The sequence below is a fragment of the Marinobacter sp. SS8-8 genome, from assembly GCF_030540945.1.
In the GTDB taxonomy this organism is placed as follows: domain Bacteria; phylum Pseudomonadota; class Gammaproteobacteria; order Pseudomonadales; family Oleiphilaceae; genus Marinobacter.
The window spans coordinates 41,695-60,408 of the sequence record NZ_JASSVN010000014.1 but is presented as its reverse complement, the minus strand read 5'-3'; the positions used below and the strand labels follow the sequence as shown (position 1 = coordinate 60,408).

Here is an 18,714-nt window from a genome sequence, read left to right as displayed (position 1 = left end):
AATAGTTGCTTAACGACAAAGGTTCACGAACGTGGGCGCAGCCCATCGTCTCGTGCAATGCGTTTTATGCCCTATGCCCGATTTCTGGCACAGAGTTCCATGGGCGGATATTCTTTAACTGCTCTTCAAGGGCATCTTCTGCAATTTCTGTGTCGTAAGCTGCCTGAGCCCGCAACCAGTAGCCATTGGAAAGTCCAAAAAAACGGCAAAGCCGAAGATCTGTGTCTGCAGTTATCGAGCGCTTCCCGGCAATAATCTGACCTATTCTTTGGGCTGGCACACCAATTTCTTTAGCGAGGCGATATTGAGAAATACCCATCGGCTCAAGAAACTCTTCTTTCAGCAACTCGCCAGGCGTTACGGAGTTAATGTTGCGCATGAGTTACCTCCTAATGATAATCGACAATTTCGACATCTTCCGCACCGGCCTTCGTCCAGCGGAAACAAACTCGAAATTGCTTGTTAATTCGAATGCTGTGCTCACCTTGGCGGTCGCCATACAATGGCTCCAACATATTGCCGGGTGGCACTTTAAGATCACTCAACTGACTTGCGGCCCTTCGCCCCATAAGAACTGCACGTGATAGTTTCCCATCATACAGCTCAAGCCCTTTGAAGGCCGCGCAGGCGACCCACCTATTCATATCCAGTAAGGCTTCCCTTCAAGTGGGTATGAAGTTGAACAGCGACCCCGCGCTCAGCGCAAGGCCGACCTGATCCTCGAAGTACTCGCGGACGCGTTCGTAGGGCAAGAGCTGGTACTGCGACAGATAAACCGCATGCGCCTTCAACCGGGGGCCATACTGCACCGGGCGGTCGACCGCTTGGTCACGGGAATGGCTTGGACACTCGGTAATCGCTCAACGATATCCCTGAGCCACTTGAGGTGTTGCAGGTAGGACCGGATCTCTTTGTTGGTCGGCTTGCGAACTTCTCGCTTCAGACGCTGCCAACCGCTGATTTCGATCCCAGGTGGCGATACCAGCAAGTCATTCACCAGTGCCTTTGTTTCGTCGTTGAGTTCGCTGACGATGGACCGGTAACAACGTTCATTGACGGTGGTCCGGGCATCCTTGGCAAGCCGCAACAGCACTGTGAAGCCGGGAATCTCAAAACGGTGACGCACCAACTCTTCAAGGAGGATGTTGATTATATCAGCCGGAACCTCGCGGGACTCGGTGAAAGAGCAGCGTGAGCAGGATCAGCGGCGACTAATGTGGGATGGCCGGGATTCTGGTGACATCTCACAGATAACCCTAAGACTTGGTTTGATCCGTATGGTTGTTACCCAGCCCCGTGGTTAGTGGGCATACCGCACATACCGCCGCATCAGGTTGGGCCGGTGCGGCGTCGTCAGGCTCCGCACCTTGGCCATCATGTCGCTTTCTTTCTGCTTCCAGGTGTCGTCGTCCATATCCCGCCAGTAGCGGGGTGGTCGGTTCGTTTTCTTGTCGTATTCCGCAGTGACTGGATCGTTGGGGCGAAACTCTTCCCATAGCGGTATATCCGGCAAGGGGCGGCTGGTGTCCATGAAGTTCTGGAATAGGTCCCACAGGGCAAAACATTCCTCGCCGCGCACTTTTCCGATCAGGTTGCCCAGCGGAACCAAGATGGGCCGGTAGCGGTGGACCAGGTAGAGGGTGTGCACTACCTGGCCGGGCGGAATGATTTCGTTGGTCAGGTAGGCATCGAACTCGTAGAACGGGGCGCTGTCTTCTTCCGGCTGCCCGGTTTTGCCCCAGCTCCCTTTTTTGTTATACCGAAACAGCGTGACCAGACCGGTGCGGCGGTTGAGTTCCCACTGGGGGCCTTTGGAGGGCTTGATGGCCCAGCGGGGGAAAAACTTGAATGGGGCTGCGCCTATAAACCACGCAGCAAGTGGAACGCCAAAAAAATACGGAATCACTTCCAGTATCTGAAGTCCCCATTCAGCAAACGACACGTTCGATGATGTGTGGTATAGATCCACAAGAGACGCCAGAAAGAAAAAGGGAAACATCCCTAAGAAGATAACCTTCCCAAAAATTGCGAGAATATTGAAGAAATTGGTCCGAAAAGCCGGAGGAGCATGTCGATACTTCTGATGGTCAATCCGCTGATGGAACTCAATATGCTCAAACCCGGAGGGTTTGGATTCGATCTCCCGCAGCACCTCTGGACGGAACCGCTTTCTGAACGATTGGGGCGCGACGTCCTCTGTTAGCCCCCAGGGCAGCCGCATATCAAACGTCCGGTTAAACCAGGACCGCCCAGGATCAGCGGTCTGGCGCTGCTGGTTCGGCACACCATGCTCGTCGTAAGCCTGTGGGCCGTAATAACTATCGGTCATGCTCGATACGTCCTGAATCATGCTTTGGCAAACCCATTCACCCAATAGAGTTGATCATCGTTTTCAAAATCCGGCTCCGTATGTTCGGCGTTGGCCGCATCGTACCGCGTCGTGTCTTTGGGCACCGGCGCTGGAAACGCGTAGGGTTCGTCGCCAATGATCACACGGTACTGTGCCTTAGCCTGCCAGGAGTAACGGATCTCATGCTCACTGGTCGGGATACCCAAAAGGCGTTTCGTTGTGCGATGGGTATCTGGTGTTTTCACATAGAGAATGTGGCCCGTGGGCGTGGCCTGCTGGTGCAGAATGCTGCCTTGCTGCAAATCATCCGACACCGGGCGCTTGGACATTGGCACCGAGTCCCGCCCCAGTCGGCGGGATTGACTCAACAGTTGCACTTCGCACACAGCTTCGATGCCCGGAGAGCCCAATATCCCCGGCAGGTTACTGTCGACTCGAATGGTGTGAGTCGCATCCTGCAAGGCGCGAAGGTCAGGCGTAAGAGGTGCTTTCATCTCCTTCGCCTCAACACTCAGCAGCAGCGGAACAGGCTGGTGAGTCAGGCGCAGATTGATCAGCAGGCCCACCAGACGGTAGTAGGCTTCCACCGCGTTGTCGTCTCCCTGCAAATGAGGCAAACCATCGTGATCGCCAAAGGGGCCGTTGCGCAGCCAGTTTTCAATGGGCTCGTCCTGAAGCACCATGACCAAGGCCGTGCCTCCCAGCATCAGCGCCAGACCAATCCAGCCAAGCGGCCCCAATCCTAATAGCGTGGCCTGGGCAGGCACCATAGCTGCCAGAGTAATGAACACGCCGCTTGCCGTGGTGACACCATAGCCCCAGGCAGCCGGGTCACCCGTATTGAGGGCATAGAGTGTGTCGGACAAGCTGATTCCGGTAGCGGCTAGACCACCAGCGGCACCCATCACCATTTTCATGGTCACTGCTTTAACGCCCAGTGCTCGGGCAATGGTTTGAGCCACTTCACCATCGAATTCTAGGTTAAGAAAAGCCGCTAACTTGCCTTTTACATGATCGTTGGCGAAGCGCTCCGCTAATAAGAGCGCTGCCAGAGAAGAGTTATACGCTCCGGCAGACGCTCCAGACATCGCTCGATAGAAACCTCTTTGTCGTTTTATCTCTGAATAAGATCCAATCGAATTCCAAACATTCACCACCTCAATTCCCAGCACCACCATGGGCAGGACCGGCGTATTCAACATCCGGAACAGGCGGCTCTGCTCTGCGCTGTCCAGCTTCGACTGGTGCTGTTCCATGGCCTGTTCCGTGGCCCGAATGGCAGCGGCTACGGTCGTGGCCCGTCCGCCAAGGGAATCCAGTTCGTCGCCAATACCGGCAAACCGCTGCTGCGCCGCTGCCAGCCGTTCCTGCGCCTCGGCGCTGTTGGCAGTGGCCTGTTCGACGGCCTTTTGTGCCAGAATCAGTTCGTTCTGGGCTTCGCTTAGGCGGCTAAGGGCTTGTGTGGTCGGCCGGTCGCGGTCCAGTACCCAGACGCGGGTTTGGCCGGTATTCTCGGTGTCGGGACGGACCCGTTCCCCGTCAGCCGACAAATCTTCCAGCCCCAGGATGTATTTGCCCTGTTGGATGGCGTTGGCCAGGGTCATCAGGCGCAGCCCTGGTAACAGGGTGGGCATGGACTGCCGGATGGCTTCCAGCGGGTGACTCATCGTGGCCAGCCGCTGGGCCATCAGCCGTTCGTTGATGGCGGCCTGGGTTTGAGCCAACTGGGCCTCGGTTCGGGTTTGAACTTTGTCCAGTTGTGCCTGTGCGCGGCGCGCTTCTTTTAGAGCCGCCCGATAAGCGTCATTGCCTGCCTTCAAGGCCTGTTGGGCTTGCTGTTCATGCTGCTGGCGCAGATCGGCGCGTTCTTTTTCCAGTTGGCGATAAGCCGCTTTGAGCTGCTGGCGTTCACTGTCGTTGTTTTCCAGTGCGGTCAGGGCGCTGCGTATGGCGCTGTGGACTTCATTGTGAGCAGCATTCAAAGCACTGGTGCCCTGACTGAAACCGGCGAACATCAGCGTGGTCAGCGCACCAGCACGAATCTGCTCGGCCAGGCGCAGACCTTCGAGGGTCAAAATGCCATCTGAATCGTCGGGCAATTCAGCGGTTTCCAGTTGCGCCAGAGCCTGACCCCGGAAGACGCCATCGCCGGGGTTGGGTGGTGCGTCTTTGGGCACCTGAAACGGTGCCTCTTGCTGGCCCGGTTCGGCCTGCGGCCAGAGCATCCGGGCCAGTGATACGTCGCCCCGGCTTTGGCTGATGGCTTCGTGTTCGATACAGAGTTCCCGCAGCCATTGCTTACCGGGCGTGTCGGTGCCGGGTTGGCCCTGTTCCGGGTGCAAGGGGTCCTGTTTAATCGGGGATTCCAGTACCAGGCTGATGAGCTGCCCGGTGAATTGAAAGGCGGCGGCGTAGTCAAAGCCCTCACTGCTGAACACATCCCCCAGCACCTGTTGGTAAGGCTGGCGGCGCAGGCATTGCAGAAGTTCGTCCTGGGCACGTTCCAGATATTCCCGCCCCAGCGCACGTTCGTCGCTCATCAGGAGGCGGTCAATTCGATGACGGCCCTCGTCCGGTAAGGCACTGGCGTGTTCGTACAAGGGGTTGGGTTCGCCCTGAAGCCTGGAAGGAAGGATAAGTTGGCTAACCAGTTTGGCACTGTCCAGATGCGGACTCTGGCTTGCCCGCTCACCGCACAGGGCCAGCAGGGTTTGCGCGGTGCGTACCCGGTGAGCCTGGTGGCGCAACTCGTACAGCCGGTCGTCAATCTTCAGTCCACACACGCCGCGTTGGCGCAAGGGTTCCAGCACGTCCTTTGCGGAGGGGTGGCGCTGCCAGTCTTCGTTGGCAAAGAAGCGGTTTTTCTGATTGTTGCCCTCTTCATCGCATCGCTGTTGGATGCACAGGACCAGGGCACCAGGTTCGGGCTTTTCAAACTCCTGGAGCGGCCCGGAACGCTCGCCCGCCTCAAACTGTTCGTACAACTCCCCGGCCATCCGATAGGCCTTGTTCGCATGGCTGCCGGGCAGATTTTCCAGATACAGCCAGGGGCGCTCGAATTGCCACTCGGTGGCCGGTTTTCTTGGGCGTTGGGGCTTTGCCTCATCCAGATAGAACACCGGGCGGTCATTCGGTGTAACGCCCATCATGGCACCGTCGAACGCAATCGGATGCGGCAGCAGTCGTTTGATCTGCTGGCAGCGGTAATAGCGGAGGTTGAAGTCACTTTGCAGCCGGTTGATGCGAGCTGCCGGGAGGGGCGATTCGGCAAACGCCACTTCCAGTTCCTGATCTTTACCGTTCAGTCGGAACGGCACCCAGATGTCCGATAGCGCGACACCCACCGGAGGCCGTTGATCGGCGGTGATCTGTCCGTCTTCGTTGCGGTAGTCGCCCAGCCGTACATCGTAAAACTGAAGCTCGCTGCCTTCCCAGACCACGCGAAGTTCGCGCCACAACCGGTCATGGCGAAACAGATACAGGTAACCGGTGCGGGCCAGCACCGGCCAGTAGGGAGACGGCCCTATATTGTAGCCACGCAGATAGTCGAACGGGACAACCGGAAGAATGACGTGATGCTGGCCACTGTCGCCATCCTGCCACTGGGTATCGGTGACGGTCTCGACCAGGGGCAGGTCGATAGGTGGGCCTTCCTGGGTATCCACCCGCATCATCAGACGGCTCTCCGGCTGATCCAGCCAGGGCCAGACCTGAAGGGTCGATGAACGCTTGTTCAGCCCGGTGTGGTCCAGCTCACCGTCTGGCAAACGGGGATTGGCGTTCTCAGTGCCTTCGGCACCGGCCTTTTCCCAGACCACCAGCGATTGGGTGGTGGGGTGGCCCTTGCCATGAACTTCAACCATCAGATCGTGCCAGACGCAGGGTGGCTTACCGCCCAGACAACTGTGTTCGAGTCGTCCTGTTGCGCGGTGCCTGCCTTGAGGGCTTGAAGGGGCTGGCCGGGGGGACGTTGGATGCACCATCCGATGACACTCCTTGTGCCTCTTTGATTCCATCGCCAAGGAGCCTCCTGCTCCTGGCTGTTTTCTGAGTGAATGCTACCGCATTCACGCTTGGGAGTCATTCGGTGTTTCTGTCACACCGCATCTCTCAACGTTCGCCTTCCTGCTTTCGGCGACGAATCTCCGCGTTGATCGCCGCCAACTGGCGTTTCATCAACTGGTCGTATTTCTGGTAACTGAGGAGTAACTATTCAGCTGCCTCCCCCATCGCACGACTTTTTCAGGCCGAATTTTCCCTCCTGGGCAGGTTTGTGCGCGACTTTCCCTGTTGGCTGGCCCACGATGTTCCGGTAGCATCTCAAGTGTGTGCGGAGGCATACAGAACTTTAACTCAGAAGGGTTTTGCCCAAAGGGATTTGCATGGATTCAAGTGATAGAGAATACGTATCTATAGTCATTAATTATTTCTGGGGCGAAGGGACAGCTCAAACCCATTCGGTGAATGAGAATGCAGCGGCAGTGGTCTACGAAGCTCTTGAAGAAGCTCAAGCGTGCTCAGCTTCAATGGACTTGGTTCCGCGCCCTACCTACGGTCTTCCCGGTATTAGTTACATTGTCAAGCAAGTAGCGAAAATTGGCATAAGGATAGCGTCCGGTGATACCAAAATTTATGAAGCATGCCGGAAGCAAGTTGCCAACCGATTCAGAATAAAAATAGATATGGCTCTTCAGGAACTTTAAAATGATGAAAGCACTTGTTTTTCTTATAACCATTATTTTTTCCAGCTATGCAGCTTCAGGGGGCAGTAGCCAATATATAAAAATAATTTACTCGGGATTCACGCTAAATATACCAGCAGCCCCGTTCGTTGTTGGCCATTTAGGAGGCGACGCAGATTCCCTTGTATTCAAATATAGTGAAGAATCAGGTGGTAGATACATCGGGTTCGCTAATGATAGCGATTTATACACTGGTAACTGTACGTCAGAGGTATTTTTTCAGAAAGTTATGGGCGAAACCAACACAAGTGACTGTGATGGTGCTGTTACGGCCTTTCAAAAAGTGTTCTCAAAAAATAGTGAGTCTGGCACATGGTCTAGTTCCAAGCATAAATTTTATTATTTTATAGATAATAAACGCTCCTCGTTTCTGTTTCTGGTTGCAGGCGATGGAGCAGTTGCAAAGATGGAGTCTGACTTTCTCAAAAAATCTGATTTCAGAGAGGCCCTATCCAGCTATTTGTAAGCTTGGAAAAGTTATAACAAGACGCTGTTGTCGGACAATTTTGACACCGCTTTGCGGCGTCAAAATTGCCGCAAAGCTTCGCGTGTGTGCCAGGCATGGCACCAGACTTGTCGGGTGAAAGTCCCGATACCAGGTATTCGCAGAGCCGAAGGTTAGCGAAAGGGCAAGGGCAAACCCGCGAGGGAATGTCTGGAGGAAGCCCAACGCAAAATTGCGGGATGACGAACAGGAACTGGATAAGAGGTGTGACGTCGGTGGGGCCAGTGGGCACGTGACCATCAAGCCCTCCATCTGCATACGGCTGACGTTTTATAAATCCAGCATCTACGTAATGAAAGTCTGGTGTCTTACCCTGGGAGATCTCCTGCTGCTGCGCTGGGACGCTGCGTGCAGCCGAAAACCGCTGGGGGCTGAGTGATTGCCTCGACCGCACAGGAGAAGACAGGTAATTGCTCCTGCATTGCCTGCATACATGCCGTCCCTGGCAATATCAGCAGAGGGCATAGTACCGCGGATTACTCGGCAGGTGAGACCTGAAGTGAATGTCAGCGGGAAGGCCCGAACGGTGCCAGGCAAGCGCAGGGATAGACGGCATGACCGTTGACGACCTGTCCGCCTTTGTTCAACAGCACTGCTGCTGACAGTTAGTCGCCCCTGGGAGCGAGTGTTCCTGGGGTTCACGTTTACCCGTCGAGGTCGTGAGAAGCGGCGTAAGGTGAGTGACGATGCGATCAAGCAGTTCAAGTATCGCGTTCGGTGCATCACCCGGCGAACGCGGGGTGAGTTTAAGGCAGGCCTTGCCGAGGCAGTACTTTGCGTCGCTAGGGCTTCCGGATCTTGTTGAACGTTGAACAACTCAATCAACCGAACCGCTGTGGTACGTGATCCGTATGCCCGGTGGTGTGGGGGGAGGGGTGCTGTGAGGTGCCTCCCTATGTCGATTAACTCTTTCCAAAAATTTTGCAAAACTCCGTCAATGACGTATATTTGTCATCATGTTCACCATCATCGAAACCCCTACATTTGAAGCGGATGCCAGAAAAATTTGGACTGAGGAAGAGCGAAGCGCTTTCTTTGCTTGGCTGGCAGCCAGTCCAGAAATTGGCGATCCCATTCCAGGTAGCGGCGGGTGTAAGAAAGGTTCGTTGGTCGGTAGCGGGTTCGGGGAAGCGTGGTGGGGTGCGAGTTATTTACTTCACCAAGCTGGCAAATGGCGAGACCTGGTTGTTGGTGATCTACCAAAAGGCCGTCAGGGGCAACATACCCGCTCATATCCTGAAGTCGATTCGTGAGGTATTGGAAAATGAGTAACGAGATTCTGAATGCTGAGGAGCTTGGCAACAGGCTACTCCAATCCGTCAAAGAAATGAAAGCAGGCAAAGCCGCACGAACCAGCCGTGTAGAGCCTAATGAGGTGGCAGAAGCACGAGGTAAAACAGGCCTGACCCAGATAGAGTTTGCTGAGGTACTGCATATTTCTGCGCGTACTTTGCAGGAATGGGAGCAAGGTCGACGTAAACCCTCTGGTCCTGCGAAAGCACTCATCGAGATTGCTTTTCGCCACCCCGAAGTCATTCGGGAAGACCTCGAACTCCGGGGTTGACAAGCGGCTGTTGTCGGACGCGCTACACTGTAAGCAATGGGATGGACTCCTCCTCACCGGCATCTACGTGCCAAAATGGTGCGTGATAGTCAACCATCATGAAGATGAGGAGAAGGCCAGATGCGCATTCGATCTGATTGCGCAGCAGGGGCGAAACGATGATGGTTGGCCCCAGTCCTCGATCCCGGAAGATTTTGGTGCTGATAAAGTAGACTGAACTTTTACCCCGGCCTGTACGCTGGGCCACTAGCAGTTTTCGCCGTTGATTGACGATGGCATCGATGGCTTCCCGCTGGCCTTCGCGGAAGGTAGCGTTGGGTCTTCCTAAGATACTGTAAATGATTAGCTTTCTTGAATCTGGTGGTATTTGGATTGCGTGGCTACAGCAGGGGAACTGTCGGCAGGAAACAATATCTTCAGCAACGTGGATATAGGTATGGGTAAATTTGCATGATTTGGAGGGCCATTCAAGAAGAATGGTGCCGAGGAGAGGACTTGAACCTCCACGGGGTTGCCCCCACTAGCACCTGAAGCTAGCGTGTCTACCAATTTCACCACCTCGGCAGGTGATTTGCAGAACTGCCGTTAGCTTATTGAAAACCCGACGTTTCTGCCAGCGTTGAGGCGTGTCCCTCAACCGATGGCGCGTACTTTAATAATTCCCGCCGGGGCTGTCAAACGTTTTTTTGCAAAAAGAATGTCAGGTATTTATGCCTATTCCGGGCAGGTTGATAGGCAGGAGCTACATCCCAACGTTATACTCCATTGCAAACGAATCTAAACTGTGCCGCGTTGGTGCAGCCTCAGGACAAGGATCCGAATGGTTTCCAGGAAGAAAAACGACCGGGATCCTCACGCCAGCCGTGAGGCCCAAAAATACGATAATCCTATTCAAAGCCGGGAATTTATCCTCTCGCACCTCAAGGATCGCGGGGCTCCCGCAACACATGAAACATTGTGTTCCGAGCTTGGTCAGTCTTCGGAGGAGGGTATTGAAGCCCTTCGGCGGCGTTTGATCGCCATGTGCCGGGATGGACAACTGATCTGCAATCGCCGTGGCGCCTACCTGCCCATTGAAGAAGCGGACCTGGTTACCGGTCGGGTGATCGGTCACAAGGACGGTTTCGGCTTTCTGGTGCCGGACGACGGCGGTTCCGACCTGTTTCTCACGGCCCGCCAGATGCGCCAGGTGTTTCACGGTGACCGGGTGGCAGCACGGGTTGATCGTGTTGACGACCGCGGTCGGCGTGAGGGTGTGATTGTAGATGTTCTGGAATACCGGACCAGTCAGACCGTGGGGCGATTTTTCCAGGAGAGTGGCATCAGCTTCGTTGTTCCGGAGAATGCGCGCATCAATCACGAGGTGCTGATTCCCCAGGAGAATTGCGGCAATGCCCGCCACGGCCAGTATGTTGTCGTGGATATTGTCCGTCAGCCTACCGTGCGCACCCAGCCATTGGGCAAGGTCGTTGAGGTCCTTGGAGAACACATGGCGCCAGGAATGGAGATCGACGTTGCCATCCGTTCCTACGATATTCCCCATAGCTGGCCACCCGCTGTCGGTCAGCAGACGGCCGAAATTCCGGAAGAGGTCGCAGAAAAAGACAAGGCCAACCGGAAGGATATCCGAAACCTCCGTCTGGTAACCATCGACGACGAAACGGCCCGTGATTTCGATGACGCCGTGTATTGCGAACCAAGGCCCCGTGGCGGCTATCGTCTGCTGGTGGCAATTGCCGACGTTTCCCACTATGTCCGCCCCGGAACGCCGCTGGACGAAGAGGCGGTCAATCGCAGTACTTCGGTTTATTTTCCGGACCATGTGGTGCCGATGCTGCCGGAAAAGCTGTCCAATGGCCTTTGCTCGCTGAACCCGGGGGTAGACCGCCTCTGCATGGTGGCCGATATGACCATCAGCGCCGCCGGCAACATCAGCAGTTACAGCTTCTATCAGGCGGTGATGTTCAGTCATGCGCGGCTTACCTATAACAAGGTAAGCACTATGCTGGAACACCCGGACACCGAGCAGGGCTACAAGCTGTCTGAGCAATACGCCAATGTCCTCCCGCAGTTACACAATCTTTATGGGCTCTACCAGTTGCTGCGCAAGGCCCGCACCGAGCGTGGTGCGATCGATTTCGAAACCACCGAAACCAAGATCGTGTTTGACGCCGACCGGAAGATAGAAGAGATTGTGCCGGTGCAGCGCAACGATGCCCACAAGATCATCGAGGAATGCATGCTGTGCGCGAATGTCGCAACGGCGCGATTCCTGAAAAAACACAAACTCCCGGCACTCTACCGGGTGCATGATGGCCCCTCGGAAGAGCGGCTCAATGCGGTTCGACTGTTCCTGGGTGAGCTGGGCCTGCAATTGGGTGGGGGCGATAACCCCACGTCTGCGGACTACCAGGAACTGCTGAACAGTATTAAGGACCGCTCGGATGCCAATGTGATCCAGACGGTCATGCTGCGTTCACTGAGTCAGGCCGTTTACAGTCCTGAAGAGAGTGGCCATTTTGGACTTGGCTATACGGGTTATGCTCACTTCACGTCGCCGATCCGGCGTTACCCGGACCTTATCAATCACCGGGCCATCAAATCGGTTATTCACGGTGGGCAGTCGTCCAAGGATGTGGTTCCGCCTCCGAAACCGGACCCCGAGCTTGCCGTGTATCCTTACGATATGGCCCGGATGGAGCAGTTGGGTGAGCACACTTCAATGGCGGAACGGCGTGCCGACGATGCCACCCGCGATGTCATGGCCTGGCTGAAGTGTGAGTACCTGAGTGACCATGTCGGCGAGGAATTCGACGGCGTCATTGCGTCAGTGGTGCCCTTCGGCTTCTTTGTTGAGCTCTCGGGCGTTTATATAGAGGGACTGGTGCATGTTTCGACGCTGAGTGGCGACTTTTTTCACCACGATTCAGCCAAACACCGCCTTATTGGTGAGCGCACGGCCATGAGTTTCCGGCTTGGTGATGAGGTTCGTGTGAAGGTTGTTCGGGTTGGCATGGAAGACCGGAAAATAGACCTGGAGCTGATCAGCGAGCCGGTCCACCGCCAGGCAGACCGCGACGCGCTCAAGGTCCCTGATAGAGGGGAGCGAGGCAAGGGCAAGCGGGGTGCTGGTAAGGGCGGTAAATCAGCCGGCAGGGCGAAATCTGGCCAGAAAGGCGCGTCACCCGCGGAGCCTGGCCCGAAGCGTCCAAGGAAGCGTCCGGCTTCGGCGTCACCGAAAAAGCCGGGCCCTGAGGTCTTTGATGACGATGAAACTCCTTCTGCCAGGGATGAGCTGGTTGCGCGCGCTGCACAACTTGTCCTGAAGAAAGGGAAGAAGGGCGGCGGCGCTGGCAAAGACGACAAGAAAGCCAAGCCGCGAAAATCCGGCAAGTAACGGGAAGTGTAAACGGTGTCCGGAGAATTTGTGTTTGGCTGGCACGCGGTTGAGGCTGTTCTCAAGCGCGAGCCTGAACGTTTGCAGCAGGTCTGGATTCAGACCGGCAGGCAGGATAAGCGGGTCAGGAGCATTACCGATGCGCTGGATGCGCTGGGTGTGCGCTGGAAAGTAGTGCACCGCAAGGAGCTCGACGAGCGGGTGTCCGGGGTGCATCAGGGTATTGTCGCGGCCGTCAGTGAAAACCGGGAGTGGACGGAAGACGATCTGCTGGCGCAGTTGGCGGGCAGTGACACGCCTCCGTTCCTTTTGGTGCTTGATGGTGTCACCGATCCTCACAATCTGGGCGCTTGCATGCGCACCGCCGATGCCGTGGGTATTCAGGCAGTGGTTGTGCCCAAGGACAAGTCTGCTTCGCTGACACCGGTAGCCCGTAAGGTCGCCTGCGGTGCCGCAGAGACGGTGCCCTTTGTGCGGGTCACCAATCTCGCCCGTTTCCTTCGGGGCCTTCAGGACCAGGGCGTCTGGCTGATTGGCACCGCTGGTGAAGCCGGTGCAACGCTTTACCAGGCCGATTTCAGGGGGCCGGTGGCGCTGGTAATGGGTGCCGAAGGGAAGGGGATGCGTCGCTTAACCCGGGAGCACTGTGATCAACTGATCAATATCCCGATGCTGGGGCACGTGGATAGCCTGAACGTGTCCGTGGCTACGGGTGTCTGCCTGTACGAGGCGTTACGCCAGCGGCTTGGTTAACCCTTGCACACGGCGGCTTACCCGCCTAGAATACCTCACCCCTTTACTAAGGGGCGGTTTTGTATTGCCTGAATGTTGGTAATGCAAAGTCTCGCTTTTGATCAAGCCTTTCTCGCAAAGCGTTATTGATAAAGCAAAAAGAAACTGGCAGCCCAGGCTGTCAACTCCTTGCTTTCATGTTTGCCGGTCGCGAATTTTTCAATCTGGCCGGTAAAAAGAAAGCTGTTTAAACCGTAGGGAGAACTCATGCGTCACTACGAAATCGTTTTTATGGTACATCCGGATCAGAGCGAGCAGGTGCCCGCGATGATCGAGCGTTATACCAGCGTCATCACCGAAGATGGCGGTAAGGTACATCGCCTGGAAGATTGGGGCCGTCGTCACCTGGCTTACCCGATCAACAAGATTCACAAGGCTCACTACGTACTGATGAACGTTGAATGTTCACAGGCGGCGATGGACGAGCTGACTCACAACTTCCGTTTCAACGATGCCATCATCCGCGACATGATCCTGCGCCGTGATGGTGCTGACACAGACCTGTCCCCGATGAAAGCTTCCGAGTCCCGTGAAGACCGTCGTGGCGGCGATGATCGCCCGCGTCGTTCAGCCGAAGCTGACGAGCCACGTCAGCGTGCTGAAACCCAGGACGAAGAAGAGTAATTAACCGGAGTTGAGGAGTTAAGTTATGGCTCGTTTTTTCAGGCGTCGCAAGTTTTGCCGCTTCACGGCAGAGGGTGTCAAGGAGATCGATTACAAGGATCTGGACACCCTGAAAGGCTACATCACTGAAACCGGCAAAATCGTGCCCAGCCGCATCACCGGCACCAAGGCACGTTATCAGCGTCAGCTGGCTACCGCTATCAAGCGTGCCCGCTACCTGGCACTGCTGCCGTACTCGGACAGCCACGATAACTAAGTAACAGAAACACAGGACTTGGGGCCATGCGTGCACTTGCACAGTATGTAATGCGCGGTCCCCTGCAGGCGGGCGGGGTAGCAGCAGTAACCACTGCCATACCCCTGCTGTTCTGGATTGGCGCAGCCGTTGTCGGCCTGGTTATTCTCAGGCTCGGCATCAGTCAGGGGCTCGGTATCGGGCTCTGGGCATTGCTACCGGCGCTTGGCTGGAGCATTTTCGGGCAGGACCCGACGGCTCTGGCGGTACTGCTTCAGGTAATGCTGATGGCGGCGCTTATCCGAACCACGCAGTCCTGGGAGAAGGCCCTTCTCGGGGGGAGTTTTCTCGGAATCGTCACAGGCCTGATGTTGCCTGTGATCTATCCCGGCCTGCTGGATGACCTGGTCCAGACCGGGGTGAGCTTTTACCAACAGTACAACGCCGAAATTGCAAAGAGTCTCGGGGATGACCTTGAGGGAGTGATTCGGGACACCATGAACGCGAGCATGGCAGGCACCTATCTGACAACAGGTGTGGGCATGACCATGCTGGCGCGGTCCTGGCAGGCGGGGCTTTATAACCCCGATGGATTCCGCAGGGAATTCCATGGTCTGAGGCTGTCTCCGCCGGTTGCGGTCGTGTGTGCGGTAACTGTGATGGTGGGTCCGTTTCTCGGGCTGAACGCCATGCTGCTGGCCTGGGCCGCGGGAACACCGCTGTTTTTGGCGAGCCTGGCGCTGGTTCACGGCATAGTTGGTTTGAAAAAGCTCAGTGGGCAGTGGCTGGCGCTGTTTTATATAGTGCTGGTCCTGTTGGGTCCAAGCCTGATGATTCTGTTAGTGGTTCTGGCTTTTGTGGATAGCTGGCTGGATATCCGGGGGCGCATGAAGCCTGCCGGACCGGCTGAATAAAGCATGAAGAGGTTAACGAGATGGAAGTTATTCTGCTCGAGAAAGTTGCAAACCTTGGCTCCCTGGGTGACAAGGTAAAGGTCAAGGCCGGTTACGGTCGTAATTTCCTGCTTCCGTATGGCAAGGCTGTACCTGCCTCCGAAGCAAACCTGAAGGCGTTCGAGGAGCGTCGTGCCGAGCTTGAGAAAGCAGCTGCCGAGAAGCTGTCTGCTGCACAGGCCCGTGCCGAGGCTCTGGAAGGCGCTTCCTTCACCATAAGCTCCAAGGCTGGTGAAGAAGGCAAGCTGTTCGGCTCTGTCGGTGTGCGTGACATTGCCGATGCAATCACTGCCGGTGGCACCGACGTTGAGAAGAGTGAAGTTCGTTTGCCGGAAGGCCCACTGCGTGTGACCGGTGAATACGAGATTGAGCTTCAGTTGCATTCAGACGTCGAAGTCACTATCAAGCTGGCGGTTGTTGCCGAGTAACCCGTTTTCCCCGGAAAACGGAGCCGGGGTTTCCCGGCCTTGGTAATAAGCTGGTGGCCGGCGCTGTCGTTTCGAAGGCATCGACCGGCCAGCCCAACAGGCCCGAACCGCATCTTGCGGCTTTCGGGCCTGTTTCTTTCTGGTATGCTGTTACGGTCTGGTAACCCTCTCAAAATTGCAGCGGCAGGTCGCTTAAACTGTCGTGGTTTTGACGTCCAACTGAAGATGTTTTCATGGCCAAGCCCAATCTGAAGCCCGCGAGTACCGATCTCGAAACCAGTCGTATCAAGGTTCCTCCCCACTCTGTTGAGGCAGAGCAGGCGGTATTGGGTGGCCTGATGCTCGACAACCGTCGATTTGACGAGATCTCCGAGGTTATTTCGGCCGCCGATTTCTATCGACAGGACCACCGCCTGATCTTTGGCGCCGTGGAGCGCCTGGCCAGTGAAAGCGAGCCACTGGATGTGGTGACCCTCGCCGAATTTCTGGAACGGGCCGGGGATATTGAAGATGCGGGGGGGCTGTCCTATCTGGCCGAGCTGGCGGAAAAGACGCCGGGAGCGGCCAACATCCAGGCTTACGCCAATATTGTTCGAGAACGCTCTGTCCTGCGCCAGCTGGTGGAGGTGTCCGGCAAAATCTCCGATTCCGCATTCAACCCTCAGGGCCGGAACAGTAGTGAAATTCTGGATGAGGCCGAACGGAACGTGTTCCAGATTGCCGAAGCGCGGGTCAAGGAAGGGTCCGGGCCCCAGGCCATCAACCCGATTCTGGCCAAGACCCTGAGCCGGATCGAGGAGCTGTTTGAGTCCGGTGAGCAAACCACCGGTTTGACCACCGGGTTCAAGGATCTGGATGAGCGGACCTCGGGCATGCAGCCCTCGGATCTGATCATCGTGGCCGGTCGTCCTTCGATGGGTAAGACCACCTTTGCCATGAACATTGTTGAAAATGCCCTGATCAGCACCGGTACGCCGGTGCTGGTGTTCAGTATGGAGATGCCGGCAGATGCGCTGGCCATGCGCATGCTCTCCTCACTCGGGCGTATCGACCAGACCAAGGTCCGGGGCGGCAAACTGGAAGAAGACGACTGGCCCCGCCTGACGTCCGCGGTCAGCCTGCTTAAGGACAAACCGCTTTATATTGATGATACCCCGGGCCTCAGCCCCACTGAGCTGCGCTCCCGGGCCCGGCGTATCGCCCGCGAGAACGGCGGCAAGATTGGCCTGATCATGGTCGACTACCTGCAACTGATGCGGGTGCCTGGTAACACCGAGGGCCGGACCGCGGAAATTTCAGAAATATCCCGGTCCCTGAAGGGGATTGCAAAGGAACTGAGCTGCCCTGTGGTTGCCCTGTCCCAGCTCAACCGGAGTCTTGAGCAGCGGCCCAACAAACGCCCGGTTAACTCGGATCTGCGTGAATCCGGCGCGATTGAGCAGGATGCCGACGTGATCATGTTCGTATACCGGGATGAAGTGTACAACGAGGATACCTCGGACAAGGGTATCGCCGAGATCATCATCGGCAAGCAGCGGAACGGCCCCATAGGCACCATTCGCCTGGCGTTTATCGGCAAGTACACCAAATTCGAGGACCTGGCCCATGGCGATTACAGCGATTACGGCGGAGAGTATTAATGCCAAGGAGCACTGTCGCCCGGATTGACCTTGAGGCGCTTCGCCGGAATTACCAGACCGCCTGCCGGTGTGCCGGTGGCGCGCAGGTGATGGCCGTGGTAAAGGCTGACGGCTATGGTCATGGCATTGGTCCGGTGGTGTCGGCCCTGAATAGCCTGGTACCGAAATTCGCGGTAGCCTGTCTGAAAGAGGCTTTGGCCATTCGAGCGAATGGGCTGGAACAGCCGGTTGTGCTGCTTCAGGGTGTCCACGCCGGTGAGGACTTGGCCGAATGTGCACAGCAGGATTTCGAGCCGGTACTTCACAGTGTCCAGCAACTGGAATGGCTGGAGCTATCAGATCAACTGCCGGCGTTCTGGCTGAAGGTTAACACCGGTATGAACCGGCTAGGGTTTCATCCAGGCGAACTGGCCGGGGTGATGATTCGGCTGGAAGCCATGAAGGCCAGTGAAAGGCTGCTGGGTTTTGTGACCCATTTTGCCTGCGCCGACGATGCCGAAAACACCATGACGGCCGATCAAACGTCGGTCTTTGAGCAGGCAACTGCTTCCTGGCCCGGATTAATGAAAAGCGTTGGTAACTCGGCTGCTCATTTTCTTGCCGACCAGCCCCTGTATGACTGGAGCCGCCCCGGCATCATGCTTTATGGCGGCTCTCCGGTGATTGGCAAGACCGGCCCGGAGCTTGGCCTTGAACCGGCCATGTCGCTGGAAGCGCCGTTAATCAGCACTCGTGTTGTGCGTGCCGGGGAATCCGTCGGCTATGGTGCCGGCTGGGTGGCTGACCGGGACACCCGGATGGGTATGGTGGCCATCGGTTATGGAGATGGCTACCCAAGACATGCCGGGACAAATACCCCCGCTGCCATCAATGGCCGGCGAATCCGGCTCATTGGCCGGGTGTCCATGGACATGCTCGCTGTCGATCTGACCGGAGCACCGGAGGCCAGAGAAGGGGACAGTGTGGAGCTTTGGGGCAGAACGGTGGGAGTTGATGAGGTGGCTGCCTGCGCAGGTACCATATCCTACGAGCTTCTGACCGGTATCACCGCACGAGTTGCGCGACAATACCGGTGATTTTGCCGGGCTGGCCGTCAGGCCTGCTCCGGCTCGTGAATAATTTCCTCGATGAAGTCGAGAATGGCAGCCAGGCTTCGGGCGTCGAGCTTTTTCAGAACCTTGTGAACAACCATCTTGCTTCCCTTGAGCATGCTGCTGATCCCTATTTTTGCCATGCCCATCATCATGCTGCTGGCGTGCAGTCGCCGAAGCGGCTCAAGGAAAAAGAAATCCAGACCTTCTCCGGTCAGCTCCACGATCAGGTTGAAGAGTGTGTCAATCGCTTCCTTGTCGGCCCTGCCGTGTTCGCGAAGTTCGCCGACGGTATACAGGGCACGGGTTCGCAGCTCATCGGGAATGGGCGCCACAATGTGGCTCTGTTGCTTCAGCATGACAGTTCCTGTTGTTGTATGCTCTTGAAAGGGA

The 18,714-nt window shown here is 56.4% G+C and carries 18 protein-coding genes, 1 tRNA gene and 1 pseudogene; 12 read left to right on the top strand and 8 right to left on the bottom strand.

Features of this window, described 5'->3' with window-relative positions; translation table 11 throughout:
• Positions 1 to 64 precede the first annotated feature (64 nt).
• The 6 genes and pseudogenes from QPL96_RS14170 to QPL96_RS14145 form a co-directional block, all read right to left on the bottom strand.
• Complete coding sequence (locus tag QPL96_RS14170; protein ID WP_303287964.1) at positions 65 to 379, bottom strand: HigA family addiction module antitoxin; 315 nt, start codon at positions 377 to 379, stop codon at positions 65 to 67.
• Between the two features lie 10 nt (positions 380 to 389).
• Positions 390 to 569 carry a type II toxin-antitoxin system RelE/ParE family toxin gene (locus QPL96_RS14165; RefSeq protein WP_339752930.1) on the bottom strand — a complete coding sequence of 60 codons (180 nt, stop codon included), beginning with the start codon at positions 567 to 569 and terminating at the stop codon, positions 390 to 392.
• 105 nt (positions 570 to 674) lie between these two features.
• A pseudogene (locus QPL96_RS14160) lies at positions 675 to 821 on the bottom strand (transposase); the annotation flags it as partial.
• A complete protein-coding gene (locus tag QPL96_RS14155; protein WP_303287963.1) occupies positions 788 to 1,126 on the bottom strand; it encodes a hypothetical protein in 339 nt (112 codons plus the stop codon). The gene QPL96_RS14155 and the pseudogene QPL96_RS14160, both read right to left, overlap by 34 nt.
• 174 nt (positions 1,127 to 1,300) lie before the next feature.
• Positions 1,301 to 2,329, bottom strand: coding sequence for a hypothetical protein (locus QPL96_RS14150; protein WP_303287962.1), 1,029 nt, complete (start codon positions 2,327 to 2,329; stop codon positions 1,301 to 1,303).
• Between the two features lie 17 nt (positions 2,330 to 2,346).
• Complete coding sequence (locus tag QPL96_RS14145) at positions 2,347 to 6,213, bottom strand: ABC transporter permease (protein ID WP_303287961.1); 3,867 nt, start codon at positions 6,211 to 6,213, stop codon at positions 2,347 to 2,349.
• Positions 6,214 to 6,732: 519 nt separating this feature from the next.
• Here QPL96_RS14145 and QPL96_RS14140 point away from each other — a divergent pair.
• The 4 genes from QPL96_RS14140 to QPL96_RS14125 all read left to right on the top strand — a co-directional run bounded on the left by QPL96_RS14140 (position 6,733) and on the right by QPL96_RS14125 (position 9,161).
• Positions 6,733 to 7,053 (top strand): hypothetical protein, encoded by a 321-nt coding sequence (locus QPL96_RS14140; protein WP_303287960.1) that lies wholly within the window; start codon positions 6,733 to 6,735, stop codon positions 7,051 to 7,053.
• A 1-nt stretch (position 7,054) separates the two neighbouring features.
• On the top strand, positions 7,055 to 7,558 hold the full coding sequence (locus QPL96_RS14135) for a hypothetical protein (protein ID WP_303287959.1): 504 nt from the start codon (positions 7,055 to 7,057) through the stop codon (positions 7,556 to 7,558).
• Between the two features lie 995 nt (positions 7,559 to 8,553).
• Positions 8,554 to 8,850 (top strand): hypothetical protein, encoded by a 297-nt coding sequence (locus QPL96_RS14130; protein WP_339752904.1) that lies wholly within the window; start codon positions 8,554 to 8,556, stop codon positions 8,848 to 8,850.
• Between the two features lie 11 nt (positions 8,851 to 8,861).
• Complete coding sequence (locus tag QPL96_RS14125) at positions 8,862 to 9,161, top strand: DNA-binding transcriptional regulator (RefSeq protein ID WP_303287958.1); 300 nt, start codon at positions 8,862 to 8,864, stop codon at positions 9,159 to 9,161.
• 477 nt (positions 9,162 to 9,638) lie between these two features.
• On the opposite strand, the gene QPL96_RS14120 is transcribed toward QPL96_RS14125, so the two are convergent.
• A tRNA-Leu gene (locus tag QPL96_RS14120) sits at positions 9,639 to 9,725 on the bottom strand.
• Between the two features lie 256 nt (positions 9,726 to 9,981).
• Between QPL96_RS14120 and rnr the strand changes: the two genes are divergently transcribed.
• From rnr to alr, 8 genes are all read left to right on the top strand, one after another.
• A complete protein-coding gene (rnr, locus tag QPL96_RS14115; protein WP_303287957.1) occupies positions 9,982 to 12,558 on the top strand; it encodes a ribonuclease R in 2,577 nt (858 codons plus the stop codon).
• Positions 12,559 to 12,573: 15 nt separating this feature from the next.
• The gene (gene rlmB / locus QPL96_RS14110; RefSeq protein ID WP_303287956.1) at positions 12,574 to 13,311 is read left to right on the top strand and encodes a 23S rRNA (guanosine(2251)-2'-O)-methyltransferase RlmB; all 738 of its coding nucleotides are present in this window, start codon (positions 12,574 to 12,576) and stop codon (positions 13,309 to 13,311) included.
• Positions 13,312 to 13,557: 246 nt separating this feature from the next.
• A complete protein-coding gene (gene rpsF / locus QPL96_RS14105; RefSeq protein WP_303287955.1) occupies positions 13,558 to 13,974 on the top strand; it encodes a 30S ribosomal protein S6 in 417 nt (138 codons plus the stop codon).
• A 25-nt stretch (positions 13,975 to 13,999) separates the two neighbouring features.
• Positions 14,000 to 14,230 (top strand): 30S ribosomal protein S18, encoded by a 231-nt coding sequence (gene rpsR, locus QPL96_RS14100; RefSeq protein WP_007154918.1) that lies wholly within the window; start codon positions 14,000 to 14,002, stop codon positions 14,228 to 14,230.
• A 26-nt stretch (positions 14,231 to 14,256) separates the two neighbouring features.
• Positions 14,257 to 15,123: a hypothetical protein gene (locus QPL96_RS14095; protein ID WP_303287954.1), complete on the top strand. Its 867-nt coding sequence runs from the start codon at positions 14,257 to 14,259 to the stop codon at positions 15,121 to 15,123.
• Positions 15,124 to 15,143: 20 nt separating this feature from the next.
• Positions 15,144 to 15,590, top strand: a complete 447-nt coding sequence (gene rplI, locus QPL96_RS14090) for a 50S ribosomal protein L9 (RefSeq protein ID WP_303287953.1) — start codon at positions 15,144 to 15,146, stop codon at positions 15,588 to 15,590.
• A gap of 233 nt (positions 15,591 to 15,823) precedes the next feature.
• Positions 15,824 to 17,230: a replicative DNA helicase gene (dnaB, locus tag QPL96_RS14085; RefSeq protein ID WP_303287952.1), complete on the top strand. Its 1,407-nt coding sequence runs from the start codon at positions 15,824 to 15,826 to the stop codon at positions 17,228 to 17,230.
• Positions 17,230 to 18,306: an alanine racemase gene (alr, locus tag QPL96_RS14080; protein WP_303287951.1), complete on the top strand. Its 1,077-nt coding sequence runs from the start codon at positions 17,230 to 17,232 to the stop codon at positions 18,304 to 18,306. Before dnaB ends, alr begins: the two co-directional genes overlap by 1 nt.
• 17 nt (positions 18,307 to 18,323) lie before the next feature.
• Here alr and QPL96_RS14075 read toward each other — a convergent pair whose 3' ends face one another.
• Entirely contained in the window at positions 18,324 to 18,680 is a 357-nt protein-coding gene (locus tag QPL96_RS14075) for a hypothetical protein (protein WP_303287950.1), read from the bottom strand.
• Positions 18,681 to 18,714: the final 34 nt, after the last annotated feature.

Coding starts and splice junctions, on each gene's coding strand:
- QPL96_RS14170 (WP_303287964.1), bottom strand. CDS start 379: ATGCGCAACATTAACTCCGTAACGCCTGGCGAGTTGCTGAAAGAAGAG.
- QPL96_RS14165 (WP_339752930.1), bottom strand. CDS start 569: ATGGGGCGAAGGGCCGCAAGTCAGTTGAGTGATCTTAAAGTGCCACCC.
- QPL96_RS14150 (WP_303287962.1), bottom strand. CDS start 2,329: ATGACCGATAGTTATTACGGCCCACAGGCTTACGACGAGCATGGTGTG.
- QPL96_RS14145 (WP_303287961.1), bottom strand. CDS start 6,213: ATGGTTGAAGTTCATGGCAAGGGCCACCCCACCACCCAATCGCTGGTG.
- QPL96_RS14140 (WP_303287960.1), top strand. CDS start 6,733: ATGGATTCAAGTGATAGAGAATACGTATCTATAGTCATTAATTATTTC.
- QPL96_RS14135 (WP_303287959.1), top strand. CDS start 7,055: ATGATGAAAGCACTTGTTTTTCTTATAACCATTATTTTTTCCAGCTAT.
- QPL96_RS14130 (WP_339752904.1), top strand. CDS start 8,554: ATGTTCACCATCATCGAAACCCCTACATTTGAAGCGGATGCCAGAAAA.
- QPL96_RS14125 (WP_303287958.1), top strand. CDS start 8,862: ATGAGTAACGAGATTCTGAATGCTGAGGAGCTTGGCAACAGGCTACTC.
- rnr (WP_303287957.1), top strand. CDS start 9,982: ATGGTTTCCAGGAAGAAAAACGACCGGGATCCTCACGCCAGCCGTGAG.
- rpsF (WP_303287955.1), top strand. CDS start 13,558: ATGCGTCACTACGAAATCGTTTTTATGGTACATCCGGATCAGAGCGAG.
- rpsR (WP_007154918.1), top strand. CDS start 14,000: ATGGCTCGTTTTTTCAGGCGTCGCAAGTTTTGCCGCTTCACGGCAGAG.
- QPL96_RS14095 (WP_303287954.1), top strand. CDS start 14,257: ATGCGTGCACTTGCACAGTATGTAATGCGCGGTCCCCTGCAGGCGGGC.
- rplI (WP_303287953.1), top strand. CDS start 15,144: ATGGAAGTTATTCTGCTCGAGAAAGTTGCAAACCTTGGCTCCCTGGGT.
- dnaB (WP_303287952.1), top strand. CDS start 15,824: ATGGCCAAGCCCAATCTGAAGCCCGCGAGTACCGATCTCGAAACCAGT.
- alr (WP_303287951.1), top strand. CDS start 17,230: ATGCCAAGGAGCACTGTCGCCCGGATTGACCTTGAGGCGCTTCGCCGG.
- QPL96_RS14075 (WP_303287950.1), bottom strand. CDS start 18,680: ATGCTGAAGCAACAGAGCCACATTGTGGCGCCCATTCCCGATGAGCTG.